This is a genomic window from Pseudomonas sp. NPDC090203 (genome assembly GCF_044746765.1).
GTDB lineage: Bacteria > Pseudomonadota > Gammaproteobacteria > Pseudomonadales > Pseudomonadaceae > Aquipseudomonas > Aquipseudomonas putida_AD.
In genome coordinates this window covers 394,158-417,864 of sequence record NZ_JBIVCV010000001.1, presented here as the reverse complement: position 1 = coordinate 417,864, position 23,707 = coordinate 394,158, and the positions used below count along the sequence as shown (strand labels likewise).

The following is a 23,707-nucleotide window of genomic DNA, read 5'->3' as shown; positions in this document are numbered from 1 at the left end:
TGCACCGTCGTATATGGACCTGTTCAGCAGTGAGCCGATAGCCCAGCCTCTGGCCGCCCGCCTGCGGGCCACCAACCTGGATGAGTATGTCGGTCAGCAGCACTTGCTCGCCCACGGCAAGCCCCTGCGCGAGGCGCTGGAGCAGGGCGCGCTGCACTCGATGATCTTCTGGGGCCCGCCGGGGGTGGGCAAGACCACCCTGGCGCGGCTGCTGGCCAAGGTTTCCGACGCGCACTTCGAAACCGTTTCGGCGGTGCTGGCCGGGGTCAAGGAAATTCGCCAAGCCGTCGAAGTGGCCAAGCAGCAGGCGGGTCAATACGGCCGTCGCACGATTCTGTTCGTCGACGAGGTGCACCGTTTCAACAAGTCGCAGCAGGATGCGTTTCTGCCGTACGTCGAAGACGGCACGCTGATCTTCATCGGCGCGACCACTGAAAACCCGTCGTTCGAACTCAACAACGCCTTGCTTTCCCGCGCCCGCGTCTATGTGCTCAAGAGCCTCGACGAAGCAGCGCTGCGGCAACTCGTCGACCGCGCCCTCACCGAAGAGCGCGGGCTGGGCAAGCGCCACCTGAGCCTGGGCGATGAAGCGTTCAAGACCCTGCTGGCCGCAGCCGACGGCGATGGCCGGCGGATGCTCAACCTGCTGGAAAACGCTTCTGATCTGGCCGAAGACGGCAGCGAAATCGAGCCCGAGCTCCTGCAGAGCCTGCTGGGCGACAGCCGCCGTCGCTTCGACAAGGGCGGTGAGGCGTTCTACGACCAGATTTCCGCGCTGCACAAATCCATTCGCGGCTCGAATCCTGATGCGGCGCTGTACTGGTTCGCCCGGATGATCGACGGCGGCTGTGATCCGTTGTACCTGGCGCGGCGTGTGGTGCGCATGGCCAGTGAAGACATCGGCAACGCCGACCCTCGGGCGCTGCCGCTGTGCATGTCCGCCTGGGACGTGCAGGAGCGCCTGGGCAGCCCCGAAGGTGAGCTGGCAGTGGCCCAGGCCATCGTCTACCTGGCCTGCGCGCCCAAGAGCAACGCGGTGTACATGGGCTTCAAGATGGCCATGCGCGAGGCCACCGAGCACGGCTCGCTGGAAGTGCCGCTGCACCTGCGCAACGCACCGACCAAACTGATGAAACAACTGGGCTATGGCGAGGAATACCGCTATGCCCACGACGAGCCGGACGCCTACGCGGCCGGGGAAGACTACTTCCCCGACGAGCTCGAACCCCGGCAGTATTACCAGCCCGTGCCCCGTGGCCTGGAGCTGAAAATCGGCGAAAAGCTCAAACATCTGGCGGCACTTGATCGCGCCAGCCCCCGTCAGCGGAGAAAATAGTGATTCAGACGATTCTTGCGGTGTCGATTGCTGGCATCGCTGGTACATTATTGCGTTTCGCGGCGGGTACCTGGGTATCGGCCAACTGGCCCCGGCATTTCTACACGGCGACGCTGGCCGTCAACCTGGTGGGCTGCCTGATCATCGGCCTGCTGTACGGATGGTTTCTGTTGCGTCCGGAGGTGCCGATTGAAATCCGCGCCGGCCTGATCGTCGGTTTTGTCGGAGGCCTGACGACATTTTCGTCCTTTTCCCTGGACACGCTGCGCCTGCTGGAAAGCGGGCAGGCGCCACTGGCCATAGGCTATGCGGCGATCAGCGTGTTCGGCGGGCTGCTGGCGACCTGGGCAGGTCTGTCGCTGACCCGCATTTAATAGACCCGAATTCATTAGACGAGAGAACGATATGCTCGATTCCAAACTGTTACGTACCCAGCTTCAGGACGTAGCGGATCGCCTGGCTTCCCGTGGCTTCACACTGGACGTGGCCCGCATCGAAGCGCTGGAAAACCAGCGCAAGACCGTGCAGACCCGCACTGAGCAGCTTCAGGCCGAGCGTAACGCCCGTTCCAAGTCCATCGGCCAGGCCAAGCAACGCGGCGAAGACATCGCGCCGCTGATGGCTGACATCGATCGCATGGCCGAAGAGCTGAGCACCGGCAAGAAAGAGCTGGACGGCATTCAGTCCGAACTCGACGCCATGCTGCTGAGCATGCCCAACCTGCCGCACGAGTCGGTGCCGGTCGGCGCTGACGAAGAAGAAAACGTCGAAGTGCGCAAATGGGGCACGCCTGCCTCGTTCGACTTCGAAGCCAAGGACCACGTCGCCCTGGGCGAGAAGTTCGGCTGGCTGGATTTCGAAACCGCCGCCAAGCTGTCCGGCGCCCGTTTCGCCCTGCTGCGCGGCCCGATTGCCCGTCTGCACCGCGCCCTGGCGCAGTTCATGATCACCCTGCACATCAACGAGCATGGCTACGAAGAGGCGTACACGCCTTATCTGGTTCAGGCGCCTGCGCTGCAGGGCACTGGCCAGTTGCCGAAGTTCGAAGAGGATCTGTTCAAGATCGCTCGCGAAGGCGAAGCCGATCTGTACCTGATCCCGACGGCCGAAGTGTCGCTGACCAACATCGTTTCCGGCGAAATCCTCGACGCCAAACAGCTGCCGCTCAAGTTCGTCGCCCACACCCCGTGCTTCCGTTCCGAAGCCGGTGCGTCGGGTCGTGACACCCGCGGCATGATCCGTCAGCACCAGTTCGACAAGGTCGAGATGGTGCAGATTGTCGAGCCGGAAAAATCCATGGAAGCCCTGGAGAGCCTGACCGGCAACGCCGAACGCGTCCTGCAACTGCTGGAACTGCCCTATCGCGTGCTGGCCCTGTGCACCGGCGACATGGGCTTCAGCGCCGTGAAGACCTACGACCTGGAAGTGTGGATTCCAAGCCAGGACAAATACCGCGAAATCTCGTCGTGCTCCAACTGCGGCGATTTCCAGGCCCGCCGCATGCAGGCGCGCTGGCGCAACCCGGAAACCGGCAAGCCCGAGCTGGTGCACACCCTCAACGGTTCCGGCCTGGCGGTGGGTCGTACCCTGGTGGCCGTGCTGGAAAACTACCAGCAGGCCGACGGTTCGATCCGCGTGCCAGAGGTGCTGAAACCGTGGATGGGCGGCATCGAGGTCATCGGCTAAATGGAATTTCTGCCACTGTTCCACAACCTGCGGGGCGCTCGCGTGCTGGTGGTGGGCGGCGGCGAGATTGCCTTGCGCAAATCTCGCCTGCTGGCCGATGCCGGTGCGGTCCTGCGGGTGGTTGCACCCCAGATCGGAACAGAGCTGCGCGAGCTGATCGACAGCAGCGGTGGCGAACAGATTCTGCGCGGCTACAGCGAGTCGGATCTGGACGGGTGCGTGCTGATCATTGCCGCGACCGATGACGAACCGCTCAATGCTCAGGTTTCCGCCGATGCCCGCCAACGCGGCGTGCCGGTCAACGTGGTGGACGCGCCGGCCCTGTGCAGCGTGATTTTCCCCGCTATCGTCGACCGTTCGCCGCTGGTGATCGCGGTGTCCAGTGGCGGCGATGCGCCGGTACTGGCACGCCTGATCCGGGCCAAGATGGAAAGCTGGATTCCGCCAACCTATGGCCATCTGGCCGGTCTGGCGGCCCGCTTTCGTCATCAGGTGAAGAACCTCTTCCCGAACGTCCAGCAACGCCGGGCATTTTGGGAGGACGTGTTTCAGGGCCCCATCGCCGATCGGCAACTGGCCGGGCAGGGCGCTGAAGCCGAGCGTCTGTTGCAGGCGAAGATCGACGGCGAGGCGCCCAGCGCATCCGGCGAGGTGTATCTGGTGGGCGCGGGGCCGGGTGATCCGGATCTGCTGACCTTCAAGGCGCTGCGTCTGATGCAGCAAGCCGACGTGGTGCTGTATGACCGCCTGGTGGCGCCGGCGATTCTAGAACTGTGTCGCCGCGATGCCGACCGCATTTACGTCGGCAAGCAGCGCGCCGATCATGCATTGCCCCAGGATCAGATCAACCAGCAACTGGTTGCCCTGGCCAAGCAAGGCAAGCGCGTGGTGCGGCTCAAAGGGGGCGATCCGTTCATCTTTGGCCGTGGTGGCGAGGAAATCGAAGAACTGGCGGCCAACGGTATTCCGTTTCAGGTCGTGCCGGGCATCACTGCCGCCAGTGGCTGCGCAGCCTACGCCGGGATTCCGCTGACCCATCGCGATTACGCGCAATCGGTGCGTTTCGTGACCGGGCACTTGAAGAACAACACCACTGACCTGCCGTGGAAGGACCTGGTGTCACCGGCGCAGACCCTGGTGTTCTACATGGGCCTGATCGGGCTGCCGATCATCTGCAGCGAACTGGTCAGGCATGGCCGGTCTGCCGATACTCCTGCCGCGCTGATCCAGCAAGGCACCACGACCAACCAGCGCGTCTTCACCGGCACCCTGGCGAACCTGCCGCAACTGGTGGCGGAGCATGAGGTTCATGCGCCGACACTGGTGATCGTCGGAGAAGTGGTGACGTTGCGGGACAAACTTGCGTGGTTCGAAGGGGCGCAGGCTAGCGTGTAGTTGATCCCGTAGCAGCACGGCTTGCCGGCGGGGGCGTCATTAAGGTCGCCCCCGCCGGCAAGCCGTGCTGCTACGGTGCCGTCACCGATCACACGTTCTGCAAAATGCCTTTCCCGCTCATCCGCGCACGGTCATGCGCACCGCTGAAATCCTGCTCCGGCCCCTTTGGCACCACACCCGTCGGGTTGATGGTGGCGTGGCTAGCGTAGTAATGATGCTTGATATGCGTGAAGTCGACCGTCTCGGCAACCCCCGGCAGCTGATACATCTCGCGCACCCAGTTGCTCAGGTTCGGGTGGTCGGCGATGCGGCGCAGGTTGCACTTGAAGTGGCCGTGGTACACCGCGTCGAAACGAATCAGTGTGGTGAACAGGCGCACATCAGCCTCGGTCAGGTATTCACCTGCCAGGTAGCGCTTCTCGCCCAGCAGTTGTTCCAAGGCGTCGAGTTCGGCGAAGACTTCGTCGAAAGCCTCCTCGTAAGCACCTTGTGACGTGGCGAAACCCGCACGGTAAACACCGTTGTTCACCGCCGGATAGATGCGGTCGTTCAGACGATCGATTTCAGGGCGCAGGGCTTCAGGGTAAAGATCCAGGGTGTTGCCGGTCAGGCCATTGAATGCCGAGTTGAACATCCGGATGATTTCCGAGGACTCGTTACTAACGACGCGCTGCAGCTTCTTGTCCCACAGCACGGGCACGGTCACGCGGCCGGTGTAATCGGCGGTGTCGGCCAGATAGCGCTCATACATGTAGGTGTGGCCGTCGAGCGCATCGCCGGTGGAGCCGGTGCTCTTGTCGAAGGTCCAGCCGTGTTCGCGCATCAGCCAACTGACCACGGACACATCGATCAGGTCTTCCAGGCCCTTGAGCTTGCGCACGATCAGCGTGCGATGGGCCCACGGACATGCCAGGGAAACGTAGAGGTGATAGCGGCCGGCCTCGGCCTTGAAGCCACCTTCGCCGGACGGGCCAGGGCGGCCGTCTGCGGTGACCCAGTTGCGGCGCTTGGCCTGTTCGCGTTGAAACGCCCCGTCTTTGCTGCTTTCGTACCACTGGTCCTGCCAGCGTCCTTCAACGAGAAGGCCCATGTCTGACTCCAAAAGTGTGTGCACTGTTGTGCGTTGGAGATCAGTCTAAAGAGAATCGTTCGAAGAAATAGCGCAAAGACTGGGGTGTAATAATCGACTAAATCGATCTGTTCCGGTTTGCCCAATACGCCTCGGCGCGCTCGAACGCTTCTGGCCGGGGCATTCCGAGGCCGCGCAAGGCCAGGGCGATGGTGGAAATCAGCGCCAGTTGCGGATAGCTGTCTTCGGCTTCGCCTTTCCAGATCGCGACCAGCTGCTGCGGATCGAGGGTCGCCGGTTTCACATGGCGCCGCTCCGACAACGCAGGCCATTCCTCATCCCAGGCCTGGCCATCCGTTGTGCCATAGAGGTGGCTGATGGTGTCCGGGTTGATCTCGACCTCCCCACCGTCGCCCTTGATAACGATGGCGTGATCCCCCAGCAGCGTGCTGGCATCGCGGTGCACTGCCTGGTAACCAGGGTGAAAGATGCTTTGCAGCCCGCAACGGGCACCTAGCGGGTTGAGGATGCGCGCCAGGGAGTGAATCGGCGAGCGCAGGCCCAGGGTATTGCGCAGATCGATCATGCGTTGCAGTTGCGGCGCCCAGTCACCCAGCGGGATGAAGGCCAGGTTGTGCTGCGCCAGCGCATCGTCCACCGCCTGCCAGCCCCGGCACAGCGGAATGCCCAGCAGTTCCAGCAGTTGTTCGCTGTAAAGGCGGCCTGCGGTGTGTGCGCCACCGCCGTGCATCAGCACCTTCACGCCGTTTTGCGACAGGCATTTGGCGGCAAGCAGGTACCACGGCAGATGACGCTTCTTGCCGGCGTAGGTGGGCCAGTCGATGTCCACCGCCAGTTGCGGCGCATTCAGGCGTTCGCGCACCGCTTCGGTAAAACCGGCCAGCTCCTCGGCGCTTTCTTCCTTGTGCCGCAGCAGCATCAGGAAGGCGCCAAGTTGCGCGTCCTCCACCTTGCCATCGATCACCATGCCCATGGCCTGGCGGGCTTCTTCGCGGGTCATGTTGCGCGCACCGCGCTTGCCCTTGCCCAGGATGCGCACGAATTCGGCGAACGGATGCTCGGCAGGGGTTTGCAGGACGAGGGGGGCGTAGTCGGTCATAGGCAATTGGTCGGCTTTGGCAGGCCCGCCAGCTTGGCGGCAAGTTTGGCGGGAGTGCCGTTGAACAGGCGATTGAGGTGCAGGCTGTTGCCTTTTTCAGCGCCCAGCTTCAGGGCAGTGTACTTGACCAGCGGCCGAGTGGCCGGGGACAACTGGTACTCGGCATAGAACGCCCGCAGCACCTCGAGCACTTCCCAGTGTTCGGGCGTCAGGGTGATGTCCACCTCGCGCGCCAGCGCTTCGGCGACCTCGGCAGACCAGTCGTCGAGGTGTTCGAGGTTGCCGTCCTTGTCCAGGGCGATGCTGCGCCCGTTGACGTTGAGTGCGTTCATAGCCAGGTGTTGACCTTGTCATAGTGCACCGACAGTTCGACGAAACCCGGGTAATCGACAGCCTTCACCCAGTCGGGCAGTTCGATGTGGCGCGCAGTGGCGTCTTCATCGAGCACGAACAGTTTCAGGTTGTCGGCCCGGGCGTCCAGCGCCTGGCGCGCAGCCGTGGAGGCGTTCAGCGCGTAGGTCGCGTCGCCGCACAACAGAATGGCATCTTCGCCGCCCAGCACGCGCAGGCAAGTGTTCAGGCGCGAGTCGGCAAAAGGGGAGTGAGATAACACGTGCAAGGTCGACATCAGATCGTGATCACCTGGTCATAACGGTCAATGAGCGCGGCGATTTCATCATCCTGCAGGACGTTCAGCGGCTCGACATTCAGTGCCTCAGGCGACATGCCGCGTTCGGCAAGGCTGGTGCCGCAGGCGAACAGGTCTTCGACACCGAACATTTCCAGTGCTTGCAGGTTGGCGGTCAGGTCTTTCTGTTGCAAGGCCTTGGCGTTCTGCGAGGGCAGCAATTGCAACACGCCGTCATCCAGGAACAGCATGCCCAGCGGCAGATCGAACGCGCCGCCTGCCAATGCAATATCCAGGGCTTCGCGAGCGCTGGGGCCGGACCACGGGGCTTGGCGGCTGATGATGAGCAAAGACTTGGCCATCTCAAGGCCCTCCAAAGCAGATCAGGCGATCGGCGGCCTGCACCCCGTCGTGCAACTGACCCAGCCCCGACAGCTCCCAAGGCGCCGCGATACTGGCCGCCGTTCGCGAGTAGCGCCGGGCTTCTTCTTCGTTCAGTACGCCACGGCGCAGGGCCGCTGCGATGCACACCACAGCGTCAAGTTGATTGCTCGTCACGAACTCACGCCACTGGGCTGGCACATCGAGTTCGTCCTGGGGCGCGACCACCGTAGAGGACGCGCTGTGCACGCCGTCCTGGTAGAAGAACAGCCGCACAATCTGGTGTCCTGCGGCCAATGCAGCCTGGGCGAACAGCAGGGCACGGCGCGAGGAGGGCGCGTGAGCGGGCGAATACAGGGCGATGGCGAACTTCATGAGCGGCTCTGTCAGCGGAGGTTGCGAGGAACAATGGCCGCCATGATAAAGAATTCACGAACCCGAGACAGCAAAAAGCCCGCCGAAGCGGGCTTTTTGTTCAAGCTGGCAGAGTGTCAGTCCTTGCTGCTGCCCATGATGCCGAAGATCTGCAACAGGCTGATGAACAGGTTGTAGATCGATACATACAGGCTGATGGTGGCCATGATGTAGTTGCGCTCACCGCCGTGGATGATGGCGCTGGTCTGGAACAGGATGCACACCGACGAGAACAGCACGAAACCTGCGCTGATCGCCAGTTGCAGACCGCTGATCTGGAAGAACATGCTCGCCAGCACCGCCGCCAGCAGCACGAAGAAGCCTGCGGTGATAAAGCCGCCCAGGAAGCTCATGTCCTTGCGGGTAATCAGCACGTAGGCCGACAGACCACCGAACACCAGCGCCGTCATGGCGAACGCCGAGGAAACGATTTCAGCGCCGCCCTGCATGCCCAGGTAGCGGTTGAGGATCGGGCCGAGGATGAAACCCATGAAGCCGGTCAGCGCAAACGCCGACACCAGGCCCCAGGCCGAATCGCGCAGCTTGTTGGTCAGGAAGAACAGACCGTAGAAGCCGATCAGCACCACGAAGACGTTCGGGTAGCGCACGTTCATCTGCTGTGCGACGAACGCCATGATGCCGCTGAAGGCGAGGGTCAGGGCCAGAAGGCCGTATGTGTTGCGCAGGACGCGGCTAACCTCTAGCTGCTCGACCTGCACGCGGTTGTTGACTGCGTAATCCTGTTCGCGCATGGCGCTACTCCTGATGGTTTGAAATCTCACGTTGCAAAGATCATAACAGAGCCGCAGGGGCACGCGAGCCAGAGAGTTTGACAGCTTGTTTCATTACGGTATTATGGCGCCCGCAACGCAATGGAGGTGTGGCCGAGTGGTTTAAGGCAGCAGTCTTGAAAACTGCCGACTGTAACAGGTCCCTGAGTTCGAATCTCTGCGCCTCCGCCATATCTTGTACCGCAAAGCCCCGTTTTTACGGGGCTTTGTCGTTTCTGGGGTTTGTGGTCCTGAGCGGTGCCAGACTACCTGAACAGCTCCGAATGAGTGCCAAGGTCAACAAAGACCACTTCGCGTTCGGTGGCTTGGTAGATGAGGAGAAAATCCCCACCGACATGACACTCCCGCGTTCCTTCCCATTCTCCTCGAAGTTCGTGATCCCGGTATGAAGGGGGCAGTGGCTGTCCCATCCAGATCATTGTCATCACTTCGCGCATCGCCTTCATGTCACTTCGACCGGCGCGATTGTGCCGTTCCCATGACTTCCCGAATTCTGCCGTGTAGTCGACACGTCGCGGCAACGCTGCCCGTTTAGGATCAGGGGATTCGTTTTGCGCCTGCTTCGGGGGCTTCTTTGCCATCCAGATCCTCTAACAATTCGTCCATTGATTCGAAGCGGCTGCGGATTTGTCTCGCCTGGGCCAGAGCCCGGGCGGTTTTTTCCGAGGGGGCGCGTACTTCGAAGGGCAATCCCTGGGTTTCTACGACCTGAAGCAAAAAAAGCCGCATCGCTTCACTGATCGTCAGTCCGCAAGCGCTCAGCACTGCGGTCACCTGGAGCTTGAGTTCTTCGTCGATGCGGCAACGCACGTCGGTGTTCTTGAGTAATGCGGCCATGGTCTCACCTGTATTCAGAATGTAGCTACATTGTGGCTACGTAATGAGGCCAATTATTCGCTTCTGGTGCAGGTACTGCAACACAGTCAAAAAATTTTTTGTGTGAAGGACTCATTCAGGACATTTCATGAGGTGGTGCCGCGTGCAGGAGGTCGAGTCGCCAGCGCCAGTGCCTCAAGATGCCCTGAACGTCTCCCCGCAGGGATCAGCCCGCCACATCCACCAGCACGATCTCGCTGCGTCGATGGGCAAGGAATCTGAGCACCGATTCGTTCTGTACGGCCGCTCCGTCCCCAGGACCCACGGTCACACCGTTGACTTCGATCTGCCCTGACGCCACCACCAGGTAGACCTTGCGCGCGATGTCCAGCGTGTATTCGGCGTGGCCGCCTCGATCCAGCGTTGCAGCGGCCAGGCGGGCTTCGGCGCGGATGCGCAGGGCGTCGTGGTCTTCATCGAAGCCGCTGGCCAGTGTTTCGAATTTGCCCCTGGAGGGTTGCTTGGGGAAAGGCCGCACGCCCCAGCTTGGCGGCAGGCCCTTGAGGTCCGGAAAGATCCAGATCTGGAAGATTTTCGTGTCTTCGCTTTCGAAGTTGTATTCGCTGTGCTGGATGCCGGTGCCGGCGCTCATGACCTGGACGTCGCCTGCGGCGGTGCGCCCGCTGTTGCCAAGGCTGTCCTGATGGGTAATCGCGCCCTGGCGGACATAGGTGATGATTTCCATCTCCTGGTGTGAGTGAGGGGCAAAGCCTGTTTGCGGAGCGATGGTGTCATCGTTCCAGACTCTCATCCGCCCCCAGTTCATGCGCTTGGGATCCTGATAGTCGGCGAATGAGAAATGGTGTCGCGTATCCAGCCATCCGTGGTTCCCGCCACCCAACTTTCTAAACGGACGTAGTTCAATCATGTTCCGGCCTCCGAGGGTATTCGAACGAGCTCAGGCTCATCGGTCCGCTAATGAACATCGGCCCGAACTCACCGGAAAAGCCAAATAATTCGAACGAAGTTATCTAATTAATTGATCAGAAGGATCATGACTTAGTAAATGCGCGGCATTGGCGTGACGTGGCGCAAAGTGCAGGGAGGTTTGCAAAGTACAAACACCAGGTTCGCGATATTGATAGAGGACAGGTTTAACGACGCTCCCTGCATCATCCCCTGTTACATGGGACCTTTGTCGCTATGGCTAATCAGGCCGGCTGCGGTTTACCCTCATTCTTTGAGAACAATAAGATAAATCCAGGACCCTCCCATGGATCGTTTACTCAGTGTCGAAGCCTTTGTGCGGGTTGCCGAGACCGGCAATTTCGCGAAGGCTGCATTGCAATTGGGCGTGACCCGCTCGGTTATTTCACATCGCATTCAGCAGTTGGAACAGTTCATCAATGCACCGCTGTTTCATCGCAGCACGCGACATGTGCGCCTGTCCGACGTCGGGGAGACCTATTACAAGGAATGCTCGGACATGGTCGCCAACTTCAACTCACTGACCGAGCACATGCGCGAGCTGCGCGCCAAGCCCACCGGAAAGTTGCGGATCCAGATGCTTCCAGGCTTTGCCATCGGGCACTTTGGCCGGATGATGGCCGAGTTCAACCGCCTGTACCCCGATATCGAGATCGATGTGGTGGTCAATGACCGGGTGGTCGATCCCATCGAGGAAGGCTTCGATGTCGCCTTCCAGATGTTTCCGCCGCTGAGTGAAACCCTGATCGAGCGCAAGCTGTTTTCCGTTCGCCGGTTGTTCTGCATGTCCCCGCAATATGCCGCCGAATTTGGTGTGCCTCGCCATCCCGACGATTTACTGAACCACAAGATCGCGATGTACGCAGGTTACCCCTCGCGCAACCGCTGGGTGTTCACTCACGAGGGCGAACAATTGAATCTCAGCCTGCCGGGGCATATGCGTTCCAACTCGGTCCACTTGTTGCGTGATTATGCCGAGACGGGCGTGTGCATTGTTTGCCTGCCGACGCTGGTGGCCAGCGATGACCTGCTGGCGGGGCGACTTATTCCCGTACTGCCCGAGTACCACCTGTCTTCGTTCAACTTCTCCGCCGTGTTCCCGGCCACTCAGCGACGGGCCCTGAAAGTGCGCACCCTCATTGAGTTTCTGGTCGAGCATTTTGCTGATGAACCCAGTTGGGATCGACCGTTGCTGGAGCGCGGCTGGATTGTTTGAACCAGGCTCGTCGGCGAACAGTGTTCGCGTTTCGCAAACACTGTTGTCGGCCCCTGCGTAATTGTTCCCGGTCAGTCATCGCCGTACCGTGGCTTCACCTCAATAACAACAAGTGCGGTGAACGCGATGAGTACTGCTGCAATCAAGACGGTCTTCGGCTCGCTGGAAAACTACACCAAAGGGTCGGTGGAAATTATCAGTGGTGAAGCCCGCCACTATGCATTTTCGAACATCTTCGAAGTGGCTGAAAAATCCCCTCCCTACCAGAAAGTCGTGGTGGGCCTGAACCTTGGCTATGTGATCGAAACCCTGCGCGCTGAAGGTCAGTCGCCCTGGTTCACCGCCGCTCATGACGAATTCGCCATCGTGATGGACGGTGAAGTGCGCGTCGACTTCCTCAAGCTGGATACGCCTCAGGTGGACGGCGAGGGCACTCGCCTGGCGGGTGAAGTGCCGGTCGGCAAGCCCATGGGATACGTGCTGCTCAAACGCGGCCATCAGTGCCTGCTGCCTGCCGGCACCGCGTACCGCTTTGAATCCAGCCGCCCGGGTGTGCTGTTGCAGCAGACCATCAAAGGTCCGCTGTCGGTCGAGAAATGGGCAGACATCTGCCTCAAGTGATTCGTTGATCGCCACTCATCCCTACCCAGAACAAGAGGAATTTTCCATGGCCATGCTGGAAACCGCCGTTGAGGCACCATCGTTCGCTGACGACGAAGTCAGCGCAAGCGCACCCCATCCGGTCACCGGGTATCGCTCCTACCGGCTCGGTGCTTTCGAACTGTCGCGCGATGAGTATTTCGCCCGCATCACCTGGCCCGCCAAGGGCGAAACCCGTTCGCACCTGATCCCGGCCGACATCTTTCTGCGTGCGCTGATGCGTGACGTGGCCTGGGGCTTTTTCTATGGTTGGGTCAACTTCGACAACGTCATCGGTACCCGCAACTACTACGGCAGGGTCGATCTGTACGCCGGTACCTTCAACGGCGTGTTGAAAGAGGCCGGGGTCAACTACACCGAGAACTTCGAAACTCCGCTGATCATGGCGACGTTCAAGGCCATGCTGCGCGACTGGGTGAACTGCACCTTCGACCCGTTCGCCGCGCCACAGGAAACCGGCACCGCCTTCGGGCGCAAGAACGGTGAAAACCTCGAAGCCATCGAGCGTTTCCGCATCGCCACCAAACGCATGCCTGGCATGCCGGATGATTCGCCGCTGCGCAACGATCTGGACATCAACCGTCACTTCGCCGATGTCAGTCAGGATGAGCCGCAGATTCACACGGCTGAAGGTTTCGAAGGCCAGTTGCATGCCTTCAGCCTGTTCAAGTACTTGTCGCGCTCCGACGTGACCTGGAACCCTTCCGTGACTTCGGTCTGCAAGGCCAGCCTGTTCTGCCCGACCACCGAAGAATTCATGCTGCCGGTGTTCCACGGTAACGATCGGGTCGAGTGGTTCCTGCAAATGTCCGATGACATCGTCTGGGACGTCGCCGACAAGGACGAGGGCAATCCGCGTGCGCGCATCACCATGCGTCCTGGTGACATCTGCGCCATGCCGGCCGATATCCGCCACCAGGGTTACTCGACCAAACGCTCGATGTTGATGGTCTGGGAAAACGCCACGCCCAACCTGCCAGAGCGCTACGAGAGCGGTGAACTCACGCCGTACCCGATCGAGTTCTAAGCCTTGTTGGGCCTGACCGGGTCAGGCCCGTTTCCAGTCAGTTGCAAGCGCCGTGCAGGTCATGCGGCGCGAGGAATGCACCATGCACAACCAGCTGTTTATCGATGGTCGATTCGTGGACGCCGTGGACGGCGGCACGATCGATGTGGTTTCACCGCACGATGGCTCGCTCATTACCAGGATCGCCGCGGCTGAGGCGGTGGACGTTGACCTGGCGGTGGATGCCGCCAAGCGGGCGTTTCCGGCCTGGGCGGCGATGGGGGCAGCGCAGCGTGGGCGGTTGTTGCTGAAACTTGCCGACAAGATCGAAGAGTGCGCCGAAGAGCTGGCGCAACTTGAATCCCTCGACACCGGTCACCCGATCCGCGACTCGCGCGGGCTCGATGTGCCACGCACGGCTGCCTGTTTCCGTTACTTCGGCGGCATGGCCGACAAGGTCGAAGGCTCGGTCATTCCTGTCGATCCAGGCTTTCTCAACTACGTGCAGCGAAAGCCCGTGGGCGTGGTCGGGCAGATCGTGCCGTGGAACTTTCCGCTGATGTTCACCAGCTGGAAGATGGGCCCGGCACTGGCTGCCGGCAATACCGTGGTGCTCAAGCCTTCTGAAATCACCCCGTTGTCGACCCTGCGCATCGCCGAGCTGATGAAAGAAGTCGGCTTTCCAGACGGCGTGGTCAACATCGTGCCCGGTTACGGCCACACTGCCGGTCAGCGTCTGGCCGAGCATCCGGATGTCGGCAAGATCGCCTTCACCGGGTCCACTGCGACCGGTCGCCGCGTTGTCGAGGCGTCCCAAGGCAACCTCAAGCGTGTTCAACTGGAACTGGGAGGCAAGGGCGCGAACATCGTGTTCGCCGACGCCAACCTCGACGCGGCGGTCAATGGCGCGGCCTGGGCCATCTTTCACAATCAGGGCCAGGCCTGTATCGCAGGTTCGCGTCTGATCCTGCACAAGGACATCGCTGACGCGTTCCTGGAGCGTTTCATCACCCTGGCGCGGTCGATTCGCCTGGGCGACCCGATGAACCCGGACACCGAAATGGGCCCGCTGACTTCGGCCCTGCACCGTGACCGCGTGCTGGCGTACGTGGACATCTGCCGCGAGCAGGGCGGCCGTGTTCTTACCGGTGGCAAGGCGCCTGCCGATCCTGCATTGGCGAGCGGGTTTTATGTCGAACCGACCGTGGTCGAGGCGGCGCCCGGGGACCGTGTCTCCCAGGAAGAAGTGTTCGGGCCGTTCGTGACGGTGCTGCGGTTTGAAACCGACGAAGAAGCGCTGGCGATTGCCAACTCGACGGAGTACGGCCTGGGCAGCGGTCTGTGGACGCAGAACCTTGCGCGGGCCCACAAGATGGCCGATTCGATCCACGCCGGGATGTGCTGGATCAACTGCTACAAGCGCGTCAGTCCAGGCAGCCCGTTCGGCGGTGTAGGGCGGTCGGGGTATGGCCGTGAGATGGGCTTCGAAGCGATGCATGACTACACCGAGGCGCGCTCGGTGTGGGTCAACGTCGACGCCACCATTCCCGCTCATTTCAAACGCTGAGGCCGGCCATGAATCCATTTGTCTACCAAAGCCTGCCGACGCGCGTAGTGTTCGGCTGGGGCAAGCTGTCTGAACTGGCGCAGGAAATCGACCGGCTGGGTGCGCGACGTGCGTTGATTCTGACCACGCCGGAGCAACAGGACCTGGGCGAGCAGGTTGCCGCGCTGTTGGGTTCGCGCTCGGCGGGTGTCTATCCGAACGCGGTGATGCATGTGCCGATCGAAGTCGCGCAGGCGGCCCGGATCGAGGCTGTCCGGCTGGGCGCCGACTGCTGCGTCGCCGTCGGTGGAGGCTCGACCATCGGCCTGGGCAAGGCGATCGCCATGGACTCGGGCCTGCCGATTCTGGCAGTGCCGACCACCTATGCCGGCTCGGAAATGACGCCCATCTACGGGCTCACTGAAGATCGCCTGAAACGGACCGGGCGTGACATCCGCGTGCTGCCGAAAACCGTCATCTACGACCCGCAACTGACTCTGTCGCTGCCGGCGCAGGTGTCTGCGTGCTCGGGGATGAATGCCATGGCCCATGCGGTCGAGGCGCTGTACGCCCAGGACGCCAATCCCATCATCGGCTTCATGGCCGAAGAGTCGATCCGGGCACTGGCCGCCTCGTTGCCACTGATCGTCCAGGACCCTGAGCATCCCGAGGCGCGAGGCCAGGCCCTCTACGGTGCCTGGCTTGCCGGCATCTGCCTGGGCTCGGTGGGCATGGCCTTGCACCACAAGCTTTGCCATACGCTGGGCGGCACCTTCAACCTGCCCCACGCTCAGGCCCATGCAATCGTGCTGCCGCACGCGGCGCACTACAATTGCGAGGCGGCGGCGCAGCCCCTGCAACGTGCCGCCCGCGCGCTAGGTGGTGACGAGGCTAAGGACGTTGGCCAGTTGCTGTTTGCGTTGAACGAAAAGCTGGGCATTCCTCTGTCGCTGGCAGAGCTGGGCATGCCCAAGGATGGCCCCGCCGAGGCCGCCCACATCGCCTGCGCCAGCCCGTACTACAACCCCAGACCGTTTGAACAGGCGCCCATCGAGGCGCTGCTGACGCGGGCCTGGAACGGCTGGTCACCCGCTTGAAAAACGACGCCGGAGCACTCAGTGCCCCGGCGTTTTGCTTTCCCCAATCCCATCGGAATAACAACAATGACCGATCATTACAAAGCCGTGGAAGCCTTGATCTCCGAACAGGCTGTCAGCAGTTTCGAGACCAGCCCCAACCCGCGTTTCAAACAGATCATGCAAAGCCTGGTGCGCCACTTGCACGACTTCGTCAGCGAGGTCGAGCTGACCGAACAGGAGTGGTTCGAGGGCATTCGTTTTCTGACCGAGACCGGACAGAAGTGCGATGGCAAGGTGCGTCAGGAATTCATCCTGCTGTCGGACACCCTGGGGGTGTCGATGCTGGTGGATGCGATCAATCATCGGCAGAGCACCAACGCCACCGAGACAACGGTGTTCGGCCCGTTCTTCATCGAGGGCATGCCCGATCGCAGTTATGGCGAGAACATGGCGTTGACCGACGGCGTACCGGCACTGGTGCATGGCCGGGTGCTCGATGTGCTGGGCCGGCCAGTGGTCGGGGCGGTGCTCGACGTCTGGCAAACCGCAGACAACGGCATGTACTCCGGGCAAGATCCGGATCAGCCGTTCGGCAACCTGCGCGGGCGCTACCGTAGCGACAACGACGGCTGCTTCGCCATTCAGACCACAGTGCCGGTGTGCTACCCGATTCCCACCGATGGCCCCGTGGGCGAGATGCTGGATGCGGCCAATCGTCATGCCTGGCGACCTGCCCATCTGCATTTCATGATTCAGGCGCCGGGCTATCGCAAGCTGGTCACGCACCTGTTCAACAGTGATGACCCATACCTGGATTCCGATGCCGTGTTCGGCGTCAAAGGGTCGTTGCAGGTGACCTATGAAGATCGCCCGGCCCACGACGAGGATGCAGCAGGGCTGGACATGGCCTATCCGTACAAGCGCGCGTACTACGATTTTGTCCTGGAGGCCGCCTGAGTCATGGGACAGTTTTTCGCCGTTTTCGCCACTGACCACGAAGGCTCCCAGGCGCTGCGCGAGAAGTTGCGGCCCACCCACCGGGCGCATTTGCGAGCGCCAGGGATGCATCACGTGGTGGTGCGTCTGGGTGGTCCGACACTGAACGATGCGGGCGCTGCAATGAATGGCACGCTGCTGGTGATCGAGGCCGCCAGCCTGCCTGAGGTCGAAGCCTTCCTGCAGGACGATCCGTATGTCCAGGCCGGGCTGTTCTCGCGGATTGAAATTCGCCCCTGGAACTGGAGCCTGGGCAACCCGGCTCTGCGGGATTCTGTATGAACACCATCACGCTATGTCAGCTTGAAGACATTGCCGATGGCGGCGCCCTGGGGCTGCCGGATCACACCCAGCTCCATCCCTCGGGGCTGGTTGCCGTACGCCAGGCGCAATCGGTGTGGGTGTACCTGAATCGATGCCCACACTTCTCGGTGCCCCTGAACTATCGGCCGCAAACCTTCTGTACCTACCGCGGCAAAGTCCTGATGTGCGCCCATCACAGTGCCATGTTTCGTTTTGACGACGGCATGTGTGTGGAGGGCCCTTGTCAGGGCGCGCGGCTGGATTCTGTGCAGGTTCGCGTCGAGGCGGGCAGCGTGGTGATGGACGTCCAGGACTGAGCGCATTGCGTAAAACAGAGGCCTGACCCGCAAGGTTCCGTTGGGACGCCTTGCCGGTCGGGCCTCTGTCTTTTCACGGTGTGAACATCAAGCCGAAGTGCCCTGTGGGGGGGGAGGGGACAACCACTTCCCGTGAGTGAGAACGTGGTTGTCTCTGTGTGATCGATGCCCCTCGGCCTGGCGGGCACACCGCAGTGAATCAGTTGACGTTTTGCTTCAGGCGCTTGGCGATGCCCGCGACGTGCTCGCCCTGGAAGCGCGCGATCTGCAGTTCATTCTCGCTAGGCTGACGAGAACCGTCGGGGCCTGCCAGCGTCGAGGAACCGTATGGGGTACCACCGGAGATTTCGCTCATGTTGACCAGTCCTTGCTCGGAGTACGGAACGCCGACGATGACCATCCCGTGGTGCAGCAGGGTGGTGTGGAAGCTGGTGATGGTGGTTTCCTGGCCGCCGTGCTGGGAGGCGGTGCTGGTGAACACGCTGCCCACTTTGCCGATCAGTCCGCCGGACATCCACAGGCCGCCGGTCTGGTCGAGGAAGTTACGCATTTGCGAGCACATGTTGCCGAAGCGGGTCGGGGTGCCGAAGATGATGGCGTCCGCTTCTGCCAGCTTTTCCGGCGTCGCGAAAGGGATGGAGGCGAAGGCGGCGCGGTAACCCTTGATGCCGCTCTTGACCAGGACTTCTTCCGGCATCAGTTCCGGAACCTGCAGCAGTGTGACCTCAACATCCCCGATCGAACGGGCGCCAGCGGCGATGGCTTCGGCCATCTTGTAGATGTGCCCGTACGAGCTGTAGAAAACGATCTGGATTTTAGTGGTCATGTGAATTTCCTGAAGACGTCATTGTTAGAAGAAACTGCAATCAGCGAGCCATTAAACTTACCGATTGCTCAATGCAGCATGAGCAGGGCAAGAGGACAAAACAACACTAAGCAGGTTGTCGATTCGCAAACGTGGTGATTGTAAACGGCGAACGATCGCCGCCAGACATCATGGGCAGAGTTCTGAGTGTTAATAACGCGCCAGGAATGAGCTAAGTGGCTGGTTTCATGAACTATTAAGTTGGGCATCTCATGCAGGATGAAGTCGATGTCCTCTCAAAACCCGATCAGTCTGTTCGCGTTTGCCAAACGTCGCTGTATTGCCTCTCCAATGTCGGGTGATTAGTCTGAAGTCACTCGCCTGATTAATAGCTTCAAACAAGAAGGATCAGGCGCCTTCCCAGCAAATGGGCCGTGATAGGAGACACACGATGGAAACAATAGAGGGCGTGGTAGTTGTCGGCGGAGGCCCGGTCGGGCTGCTCACCGCATTGAAACTTGGCAAGGCCGGTGTGCGGGTAGTTGTCCTGGAGTCCGAATCAGGCGTTTCACCCTCGCCACGGGCAGTTGCCTATATGCCACCCACCGCTGCTGCACTGGACCGTTTCGGTTTGCTCGACGACATTCGCAAACGCGCCGTGTGGTGCCCGGACTTCGCCTACCGTCACGGTAACGGCGAACTGATCGCGAAGATGGACTGGGCCGTTCTGGCGCAGGACACCGATTACCCTTACATGCTGTTGCTGGCGCAGAACCATGTGTCCAACGTGATCGTGGAGCATCTGCGCAAGCTGACCAACGTCGAAATCCGCTGGAATCACAAGGTCGAGGAGATCGAGCAGGACGACGACTACGTGACCATGGAAACCAGCGGTCCGGCCGGCAAGGCGCGTTTGCGGGCGAAGTGGGTAGCGGCCACCGACGGCGCACGCAGCACCGTGCGCGGGAAGATCGGGCTGACGTTCGACGGGATTACCTGGGGCGAACGCCTGGTTGCCACCAACGTGTTCTACGACTTCTCCCTGCACGGGTATTCCCGGGCCAACTTCGTGCACGACCCGGTGGACTGGGCCGTGGTCGTCCAGCTCGACAAGACCGGACTGTGGCGCGTTTGCTACGGCGAAGACCCGGACATCTCCGAAGCCGAAGTCCGCCGCCGCCTGCCGGAGCGCTTCAAGCGCCTGTTGCCCGGCGCGCCGACGCCGGATCAATACCGGGTCGACTACCTCAACCCGTACCGTGTCCACCAGCGCTGCGCGGCCGAGTTCCGTCGCGGTCGGGTGATCCTGGCCGGTGATGCCGCCCATGCCACCAACCCGATGGGCGGGCTGGGGCTGTCCGGCGGTGTGCTCGATGCCGAGCATCTGGCCGAAGCATTGATTGCGGTCATCAATGAAGGCGCTTCCAGCAAAGTGCTGGATGAGTATTCTGTTGACCGGCGCAAAGTGTTCCTCGAGTTCACCTCGCCCACCGCAACCGCCAACTTCACCTGGATGAAAGAAAGCGACCCTGCGCAACGGGCTCGTGATAACGCAATGTTCGATCACGCGGGCAAGGACCTTAAAGTCATGCGCGAAATCTTGCTCGACTTCGAAAGGCTCAATGGCCGACGGGTGATCAAGCCATTGCAACATACTGCAGAGCGTGAAGCCGTGAGTGCATGACGTTCGCCCTCTGAGTGTTGTAACTCGTAATAAGCAGCAGTAATCATCGAGCGCGCAGCATGGCTGTGCGGACAGCCCTGCGTGATTGTCTGTAGGCGCGCGCTTGCCCGCGACGGCGGTGTTTGAGGCATACCGTCAATGACTGAACTATCGCAGTCGCGGGCAAGCGCGCTCCTACATAAGCGGATGCTGTTGCGCTCGATTCAAGATCAGATGGTTAAAGAATACGGTAAGGATTTTCTATAAAACGACCGCAGTACTGTCTCGTCTGAAACTTTCAGGCAGTGAGAAAGTTTCCGAGTGTCCAAACAATAAAAATTATAAGTCAGGGTTACTCTATGAACGTGAAAGCGAACATCAGCGTTGTACCCGCAAGACCCTCGTTATGTTACATGCACGTTGCCGTGGCGGCTGCTGTGTTCGGCATTCAGAGCATCCCGTCAGCGCAGGCTTTCCAGATTGATACTGGCAGTACCGATTTCTCCGTGGCGTGGGACAACACGCTCAAATACAGCGCCGCCTGGCGCGTGGAGAATCAGGACCACGCTGTTCGGCCTTCCTACAACCCGAACCTCGATGACGGCGACAACAACTTCAATCGCGGATTGATTTCTGATCGCCTGGATCTTCTCTCCGAACTGGACATGAGTTATCGGCACACCTATGGCGTGCGGCTCAGCGGGGCGGCCTGGTACGACGACGTTTATAACCGGGGCAACGACAACCACAGCGACACGGTCAACAGCTCGTCCGTGCGCAACGATCAGTTCACCCATGACACCCGGGATCTGCAGGGCCGGGACGGAGAGCTGCTCGACGCCTTCGCCTATGGCAAGTTTGCTCTTGGCGACATGTCGTTGTCGCTCAGGGGAGGGCGCTACAGCCAGGTCTACGGTGAAAGCCTGTTCTTCGGCGGCAACGGCATCGCGGTTGCGCAGTCGCCGGTCGACATCATCAAGCTGCTGTCGGTGCCCAACTCCACGTTCAAGGAAATCATCCGACCGGTCAATCAGGTGGGCGGCACGCTGCTGGTCAACCAGAACCTGACGCTCGGCGCTTATTACCAGTACCGCTGGGAGCCTGCACGCCTGCCGGGGGCCGGCAGTTACTTCAGTTACGCCGACTTTGTCGATGAAGGCGGCGAGCAGTTCTTCATCGGACCCGGGCAGGCACTGCGGCGCGGCAAGGACATCGATGCCTCCGATTCCGGACAGTATGGTTTCGAGGTCAAGATGCAGTTCGGTGACTTCGAGTACGGCCTCTACGCCGCTCGTTACCATGACAGGTTTCCGCAGTTCTACCTGCGCCCCGAGCAAGGCGATTACGAGCTTGTCTACGGCGAGGGCATCAGAACCTTCGGTGCCAGCATCAGCACCCTGGTCGGCGAGACCAACGTCGCGGCCGAAGCGTCGGTGCGGCGCAACACGCCGCTGGCCGCCACCGGCAACGTGGTGCTGGATCTCAGCGGCCGAGGCGACGGCGATCACGACCCGTTGTATCCAGTGGGCAACACCTTCCACGCGCAAATCTCGGCGATCAGCGTCGCGCCCGGAAACTCGCTCTGGGACGGCGCAACGCTGCTCGGTGAGCTGGCCTACAACCGCATCACCAGCGTCGATAAAAACCGCGACCAACTGGACCCCAACGTCACCCGCAACGCGAGCTCGCTGCGAGTGCTGTTCACACCGGAATACTTCCAGGTTCTGCCCGGCGTCGATCTGAGCGTACCCATCGGTATCGGCTACGGCATCAACGGCAACACCGCAGTGCTGGGCACCGGCTTCTCGCCCGAAGGTGGCGGGGACGTGAGCCTGGGCTTGCAGTTCGATTACCGCAAAACCTGGCGCGGCGGCATCAGCTTTACCCACTACTACGGCAGCGCGGGCGGGATCGTCGATTCATCCAACGCCCTGTCAGGCGATCAGGTTTACGCCGACCGTGATTTCGTTTCCGTGTCGTTGCAGCGCACTTTCTAAACCCGAAAGGATAAGAACAATGAACAACAAGACATTCCTTGGTTTTTCACTCGTGGCGAGCCTGGTGACAGGCGCGCCGGTCTGGGCGGCGGTCGGTGCGCAGGAAGCGGCGAGTCTGGGGGCCGCGTTGACGCCTCTGGGTGGTGAAAAAGCCGGCAACGCCGACGGCAGTATCCCGGCCTGGGACGGCGGCACCCGACAAACCCCGGCGGCCGGGAATAGCTTCATTCCCGGTGACCTGTTTGCCACTGAAAAACCGGTGCTGAAGATCACCGCAGAAAACATGGCCAAGTACAGCGATAAGCTCTCCGAGGGTACGCGTGCGCTGCTGCAGAAGTACCCGCAAAGCTTTCGCCTGGATGTCTATCCAACCCACCGCACTGCCTCTGCGCCGGACTATGTGTACAAGAACACCGCGCTCAATGCGCAGAACTGCAAGCTGACCCAAAACGGCCAGTCGGTGGAGGGCTGCTTTGGCGGCATTCCCTTCCCTGTGCCCAAGAGTGGTCTGGAGGTGATCTGGAATTTCCTGCTGCGGGTTGAGCCTGAGGCTGTGGAGTACGGCTTCAAGAACGTGGTGCTGACCAGCGACGGCGGGCAGACCCTGGCGACGCGCAACGACAACGCCTGGCAGTACCCGTACTACTACCAAAAGGGTTCGGCGCAGAACTGGTCCAAGGAATATTTCCTGCAGCGTTTCAGCACCACGGCGCCGCCGTTCAAGGCCGGTGAAACGCTGGTGATTCGCGACAGCGTCGATCCGCAACAGTCACGCCAGGCCTGGCAGTATCTGGTCGGACAGCGGCGAGTACGGCGCGCACCCACCGTGGCCTACGACACCCCTGACTTCGTGGCCTCCGGCGCCAACTACTTCGACGAAGTGCAGGGCTTCTTCGGCATGCCTGATCGCTACGACTGGAAAATCGCCGGCAAGAAAGAAATCTACGTCCCCTACAACACCAATGGCCAGGTGACCGCAGCGGCTGACAAGGCGTTTGCGCCTCACCATTTGAACCCCGATACCCTGCGTTGGGAACTGCACCGGGTGTGGGTCGTGGAAGCGACGCTGGCCAGCGGCAAACGCCATGCGGTGCCCAAGCGCACGTTCTACTTCGATGAGGACACCTGGCTGCTGACTCTGCTCGACGGCTATGACGCCGAGGGCAAGCTGTGGCGCACTTCGCAAGTGTTGCCGTTCGTGGTGCCGTCGGTGCCGGTGGTCTTGGTCAAACCGGTCGCGGTGTTCAACCTGCAGGCGGGCACGGTCAGTAACGTGCAGGCATTCAACGGCGAAAACTTCCGGGTGGTGCCGCTCAAGCCTGAGTCCTACTTCACCGGTGACGCAGTGGCTGCCGAAGGCGTGCGCTGAATCACGAAGACCGCGGCCCGGTCAGCGGGCCGCTTGCCAACCGAGCGGTGGAATCAAGCGATGACCAGTCTCAAATTTCATAATGTGCGGACGACGCTCCGACACATCGGTTTGTCGTGCGTGCTCG

26 protein-coding genes and 1 tRNA gene are annotated in these 23,707 nt (G+C 61.1%); 16 read left to right on the top strand and 11 right to left on the bottom strand.

The features are described from left to right. The first annotated feature begins 13 nt into the window (after window positions 1–13). From ACIPO9_RS01875 to cysG, 4 genes are read left to right on the top strand one after another with little or no spacing between them, the layout of a single operon-like run. Window positions 14–1,336 carry a replication-associated recombination protein A gene (locus ACIPO9_RS01875; protein WP_400778557.1) on the top strand — a complete coding sequence of 441 codons (1,323 nt, stop codon included), beginning with the start codon at window positions 14–16 and terminating at the stop codon, window positions 1,334–1,336. After that, complete coding sequence (gene crcB / locus ACIPO9_RS01870) at window positions 1,336–1,710, top strand: fluoride efflux transporter CrcB (protein WP_400603933.1); 375 nt, start codon at window positions 1,336–1,338, stop codon at window positions 1,708–1,710. The genes ACIPO9_RS01875 and crcB overlap by 1 nt, the downstream gene beginning before the upstream one ends. A 31-nt stretch (window positions 1,711–1,741) precedes the next feature. After that, window positions 1,742–3,022: a serine--tRNA ligase gene (gene serS / locus ACIPO9_RS01865; protein ID WP_274135603.1), complete on the top strand. Its 1,281-nt coding sequence runs from the start codon at window positions 1,742–1,744 to the stop codon at window positions 3,020–3,022. Continuing rightward, entirely contained in the window at window positions 3,023–4,417 is a 1,395-nt protein-coding gene (gene cysG / locus ACIPO9_RS01860; RefSeq protein WP_400603931.1) for a siroheme synthase CysG, read from the top strand. It begins immediately after the preceding gene. An 88-nt stretch (window positions 4,418–4,505) separates the two neighbouring features. Here cysG and ACIPO9_RS01855 read toward each other — a convergent pair whose 3' ends face one another. The 7 genes from ACIPO9_RS01855 to ACIPO9_RS01825 all read right to left on the bottom strand — a co-directional run bounded on the left by ACIPO9_RS01855 (window position 4,506) and on the right by ACIPO9_RS01825 (window position 8,781). Continuing rightward, window positions 4,506–5,507 carry a glutathione S-transferase family protein gene (locus ACIPO9_RS01855; RefSeq protein ID WP_400778554.1) on the bottom strand — a complete coding sequence of 334 codons (1,002 nt, stop codon included), beginning with the start codon at window positions 5,505–5,507 and terminating at the stop codon, window positions 4,506–4,508. Window positions 5,508–5,604: 97 nt separating this feature from the next. Further along, window positions 5,605–6,606, bottom strand: coding sequence for a glycosyl transferase family protein (locus ACIPO9_RS01850; RefSeq protein WP_400778551.1), 1,002 nt, complete (start codon window positions 6,604–6,606; stop codon window positions 5,605–5,607). Beyond that, a complete protein-coding gene (locus tag ACIPO9_RS01845; RefSeq protein WP_274132637.1) occupies window positions 6,603–6,938 on the bottom strand; it encodes a TusE/DsrC/DsvC family sulfur relay protein in 336 nt (111 codons plus the stop codon). The genes ACIPO9_RS01850 and ACIPO9_RS01845 overlap by 4 nt, the downstream gene beginning before the upstream one ends. Continuing rightward, a complete protein-coding gene (tusB, locus tag ACIPO9_RS01840; RefSeq protein WP_400778548.1) occupies window positions 6,935–7,234 on the bottom strand; it encodes a sulfurtransferase complex subunit TusB in 300 nt (99 codons plus the stop codon). The genes ACIPO9_RS01845 and tusB overlap by 4 nt, the downstream gene beginning before the upstream one ends. After that, window positions 7,234–7,596, bottom strand: coding sequence for a sulfurtransferase complex subunit TusC (gene tusC / locus ACIPO9_RS01835; RefSeq protein WP_274132635.1), 363 nt, complete (start codon window positions 7,594–7,596; stop codon window positions 7,234–7,236). The genes tusB and tusC overlap by 1 nt, the downstream gene beginning before the upstream one ends. Window position 7,597: 1 nt before the next feature. Further along, window positions 7,598–7,990 (bottom strand): sulfurtransferase complex subunit TusD, encoded by a 393-nt coding sequence (tusD, locus tag ACIPO9_RS01830; protein WP_400778546.1) that lies wholly within the window; start codon window positions 7,988–7,990, stop codon window positions 7,598–7,600. A gap of 116 nt (window positions 7,991–8,106) precedes the next feature. Further along, window positions 8,107–8,781, bottom strand: a complete 675-nt coding sequence (locus ACIPO9_RS01825) for a Bax inhibitor-1/YccA family protein (protein WP_166594835.1) — start codon at window positions 8,779–8,781, stop codon at window positions 8,107–8,109. A gap of 122 nt (window positions 8,782–8,903) precedes the next feature. On the opposite strand from ACIPO9_RS01825, the gene ACIPO9_RS01820 reads away from it, so the two are divergent. Continuing rightward, window positions 8,904–8,991 (top strand) — tRNA-Ser (locus ACIPO9_RS01820). A gap of 74 nt (window positions 8,992–9,065) precedes the next feature. Here ACIPO9_RS01820 and ACIPO9_RS01815 read toward each other — a convergent pair. The 3 genes from ACIPO9_RS01815 to ACIPO9_RS01805 all read right to left on the bottom strand — a co-directional run bounded on the left by ACIPO9_RS01815 (window position 9,066) and on the right by ACIPO9_RS01805 (window position 10,564). Next, window positions 9,066–9,401, bottom strand: a complete 336-nt coding sequence (locus tag ACIPO9_RS01815; RefSeq protein ID WP_274132594.1) for a type II toxin-antitoxin system YafQ family toxin — start codon at window positions 9,399–9,401, stop codon at window positions 9,066–9,068. After that, entirely contained in the window at window positions 9,358–9,657 is a 300-nt protein-coding gene (locus tag ACIPO9_RS01810) for a type II toxin-antitoxin system RelB/DinJ family antitoxin (protein WP_274132593.1), read from the bottom strand. The genes ACIPO9_RS01815 and ACIPO9_RS01810 overlap by 44 nt, the downstream gene beginning before the upstream one ends. Before the next feature lie 205 nt (window positions 9,658–9,862). Continuing rightward, window positions 9,863–10,564: a pirin family protein gene (locus tag ACIPO9_RS01805; RefSeq protein WP_274132592.1), complete on the bottom strand. Its 702-nt coding sequence runs from the start codon at window positions 10,562–10,564 to the stop codon at window positions 9,863–9,865. A 345-nt stretch (window positions 10,565–10,909) separates the two neighbouring features. Here ACIPO9_RS01805 and ACIPO9_RS01800 point away from each other — a divergent pair, with 345 nt between their 5' ends. The 8 genes from ACIPO9_RS01800 (at window position 10,910) to ACIPO9_RS01765 (ending at window position 17,746) form a co-directional block, all read left to right on the top strand. Further along, window positions 10,910–11,839, top strand: a complete 930-nt coding sequence (locus ACIPO9_RS01800; RefSeq protein ID WP_274132591.1) for a LysR family transcriptional regulator — start codon at window positions 10,910–10,912, stop codon at window positions 11,837–11,839. 126 nt (window positions 11,840–11,965) lie between these two features. Further along, window positions 11,966–12,460, top strand: a complete 495-nt coding sequence (locus ACIPO9_RS01795) for a hydroxyquinol 1,2-dioxygenase (protein WP_274132590.1) — start codon at window positions 11,966–11,968, stop codon at window positions 12,458–12,460. Window positions 12,461–12,506: 46 nt separating this feature from the next. Continuing rightward, a complete protein-coding gene (locus ACIPO9_RS01790) occupies window positions 12,507–13,526 on the top strand; it encodes a hydroxyquinol 1,2-dioxygenase (protein ID WP_274132589.1) in 1,020 nt (339 codons plus the stop codon). 82 nt (window positions 13,527–13,608) lie between these two features. Beyond that, on the top strand, window positions 13,609–15,072 hold the full coding sequence (locus tag ACIPO9_RS01785) for an aldehyde dehydrogenase family protein (RefSeq protein ID WP_274132588.1): 1,464 nt from the start codon (window positions 13,609–13,611) through the stop codon (window positions 15,070–15,072). 8 nt (window positions 15,073–15,080) lie between these two features. Continuing rightward, entirely contained in the window at window positions 15,081–16,148 is a 1,068-nt protein-coding gene (locus ACIPO9_RS01780) for a maleylacetate reductase (RefSeq protein WP_274132587.1), read from the top strand. A 66-nt stretch (window positions 16,149–16,214) separates the two neighbouring features. After that, entirely contained in the window at window positions 16,215–17,087 is an 873-nt protein-coding gene (locus tag ACIPO9_RS01775; RefSeq protein ID WP_400778539.1) for an intradiol ring-cleavage dioxygenase, read from the top strand. A gap of 3 nt (window positions 17,088–17,090) precedes the next feature. Beyond that, window positions 17,091–17,408 carry a YciI family protein gene (locus ACIPO9_RS01770; protein WP_274132585.1) on the top strand — a complete coding sequence of 106 codons (318 nt, stop codon included), beginning with the start codon at window positions 17,091–17,093 and terminating at the stop codon, window positions 17,406–17,408. Continuing rightward, entirely contained in the window at window positions 17,405–17,746 is a 342-nt protein-coding gene (locus tag ACIPO9_RS01765) for a Rieske (2Fe-2S) protein (protein WP_400778536.1), read from the top strand. Before ACIPO9_RS01770 ends, ACIPO9_RS01765 begins: the two co-directional genes overlap by 4 nt. Before the next feature lie 199 nt (window positions 17,747–17,945). Here the strand turns inward: ACIPO9_RS01765 and wrbA are convergent, their stop codons facing one another. Continuing rightward, complete coding sequence (gene wrbA, locus ACIPO9_RS01760) at window positions 17,946–18,572, bottom strand: NAD(P)H:quinone oxidoreductase (RefSeq protein ID WP_400778533.1); 627 nt, start codon at window positions 18,570–18,572, stop codon at window positions 17,946–17,948. 430 nt (window positions 18,573–19,002) lie between these two features. Between wrbA and ACIPO9_RS01755 the strand changes: the two genes are divergently transcribed. The 3 genes from ACIPO9_RS01755 to ACIPO9_RS01745 all read left to right on the top strand — a co-directional run bounded on the left by ACIPO9_RS01755 (window position 19,003) and on the right by ACIPO9_RS01745 (window position 23,580). Then, window positions 19,003–20,235 (top strand): NAD(P)/FAD-dependent oxidoreductase, encoded by a 1,233-nt coding sequence (locus tag ACIPO9_RS01755; protein ID WP_274132582.1) that lies wholly within the window; start codon window positions 19,003–19,005, stop codon window positions 20,233–20,235. 338 nt (window positions 20,236–20,573) lie between these two features. Next, entirely contained in the window at window positions 20,574–22,211 is a 1,638-nt protein-coding gene (locus tag ACIPO9_RS01750; RefSeq protein ID WP_400778530.1) for a DUF1302 domain-containing protein, read from the top strand. Between the two features lie 19 nt (window positions 22,212–22,230). Beyond that, window positions 22,231–23,580, top strand: coding sequence for a DUF1329 domain-containing protein (locus tag ACIPO9_RS01745; protein WP_400778527.1), 1,350 nt, complete (start codon window positions 22,231–22,233; stop codon window positions 23,578–23,580). Window positions 23,581–23,707 lie beyond the last annotated feature (127 nt).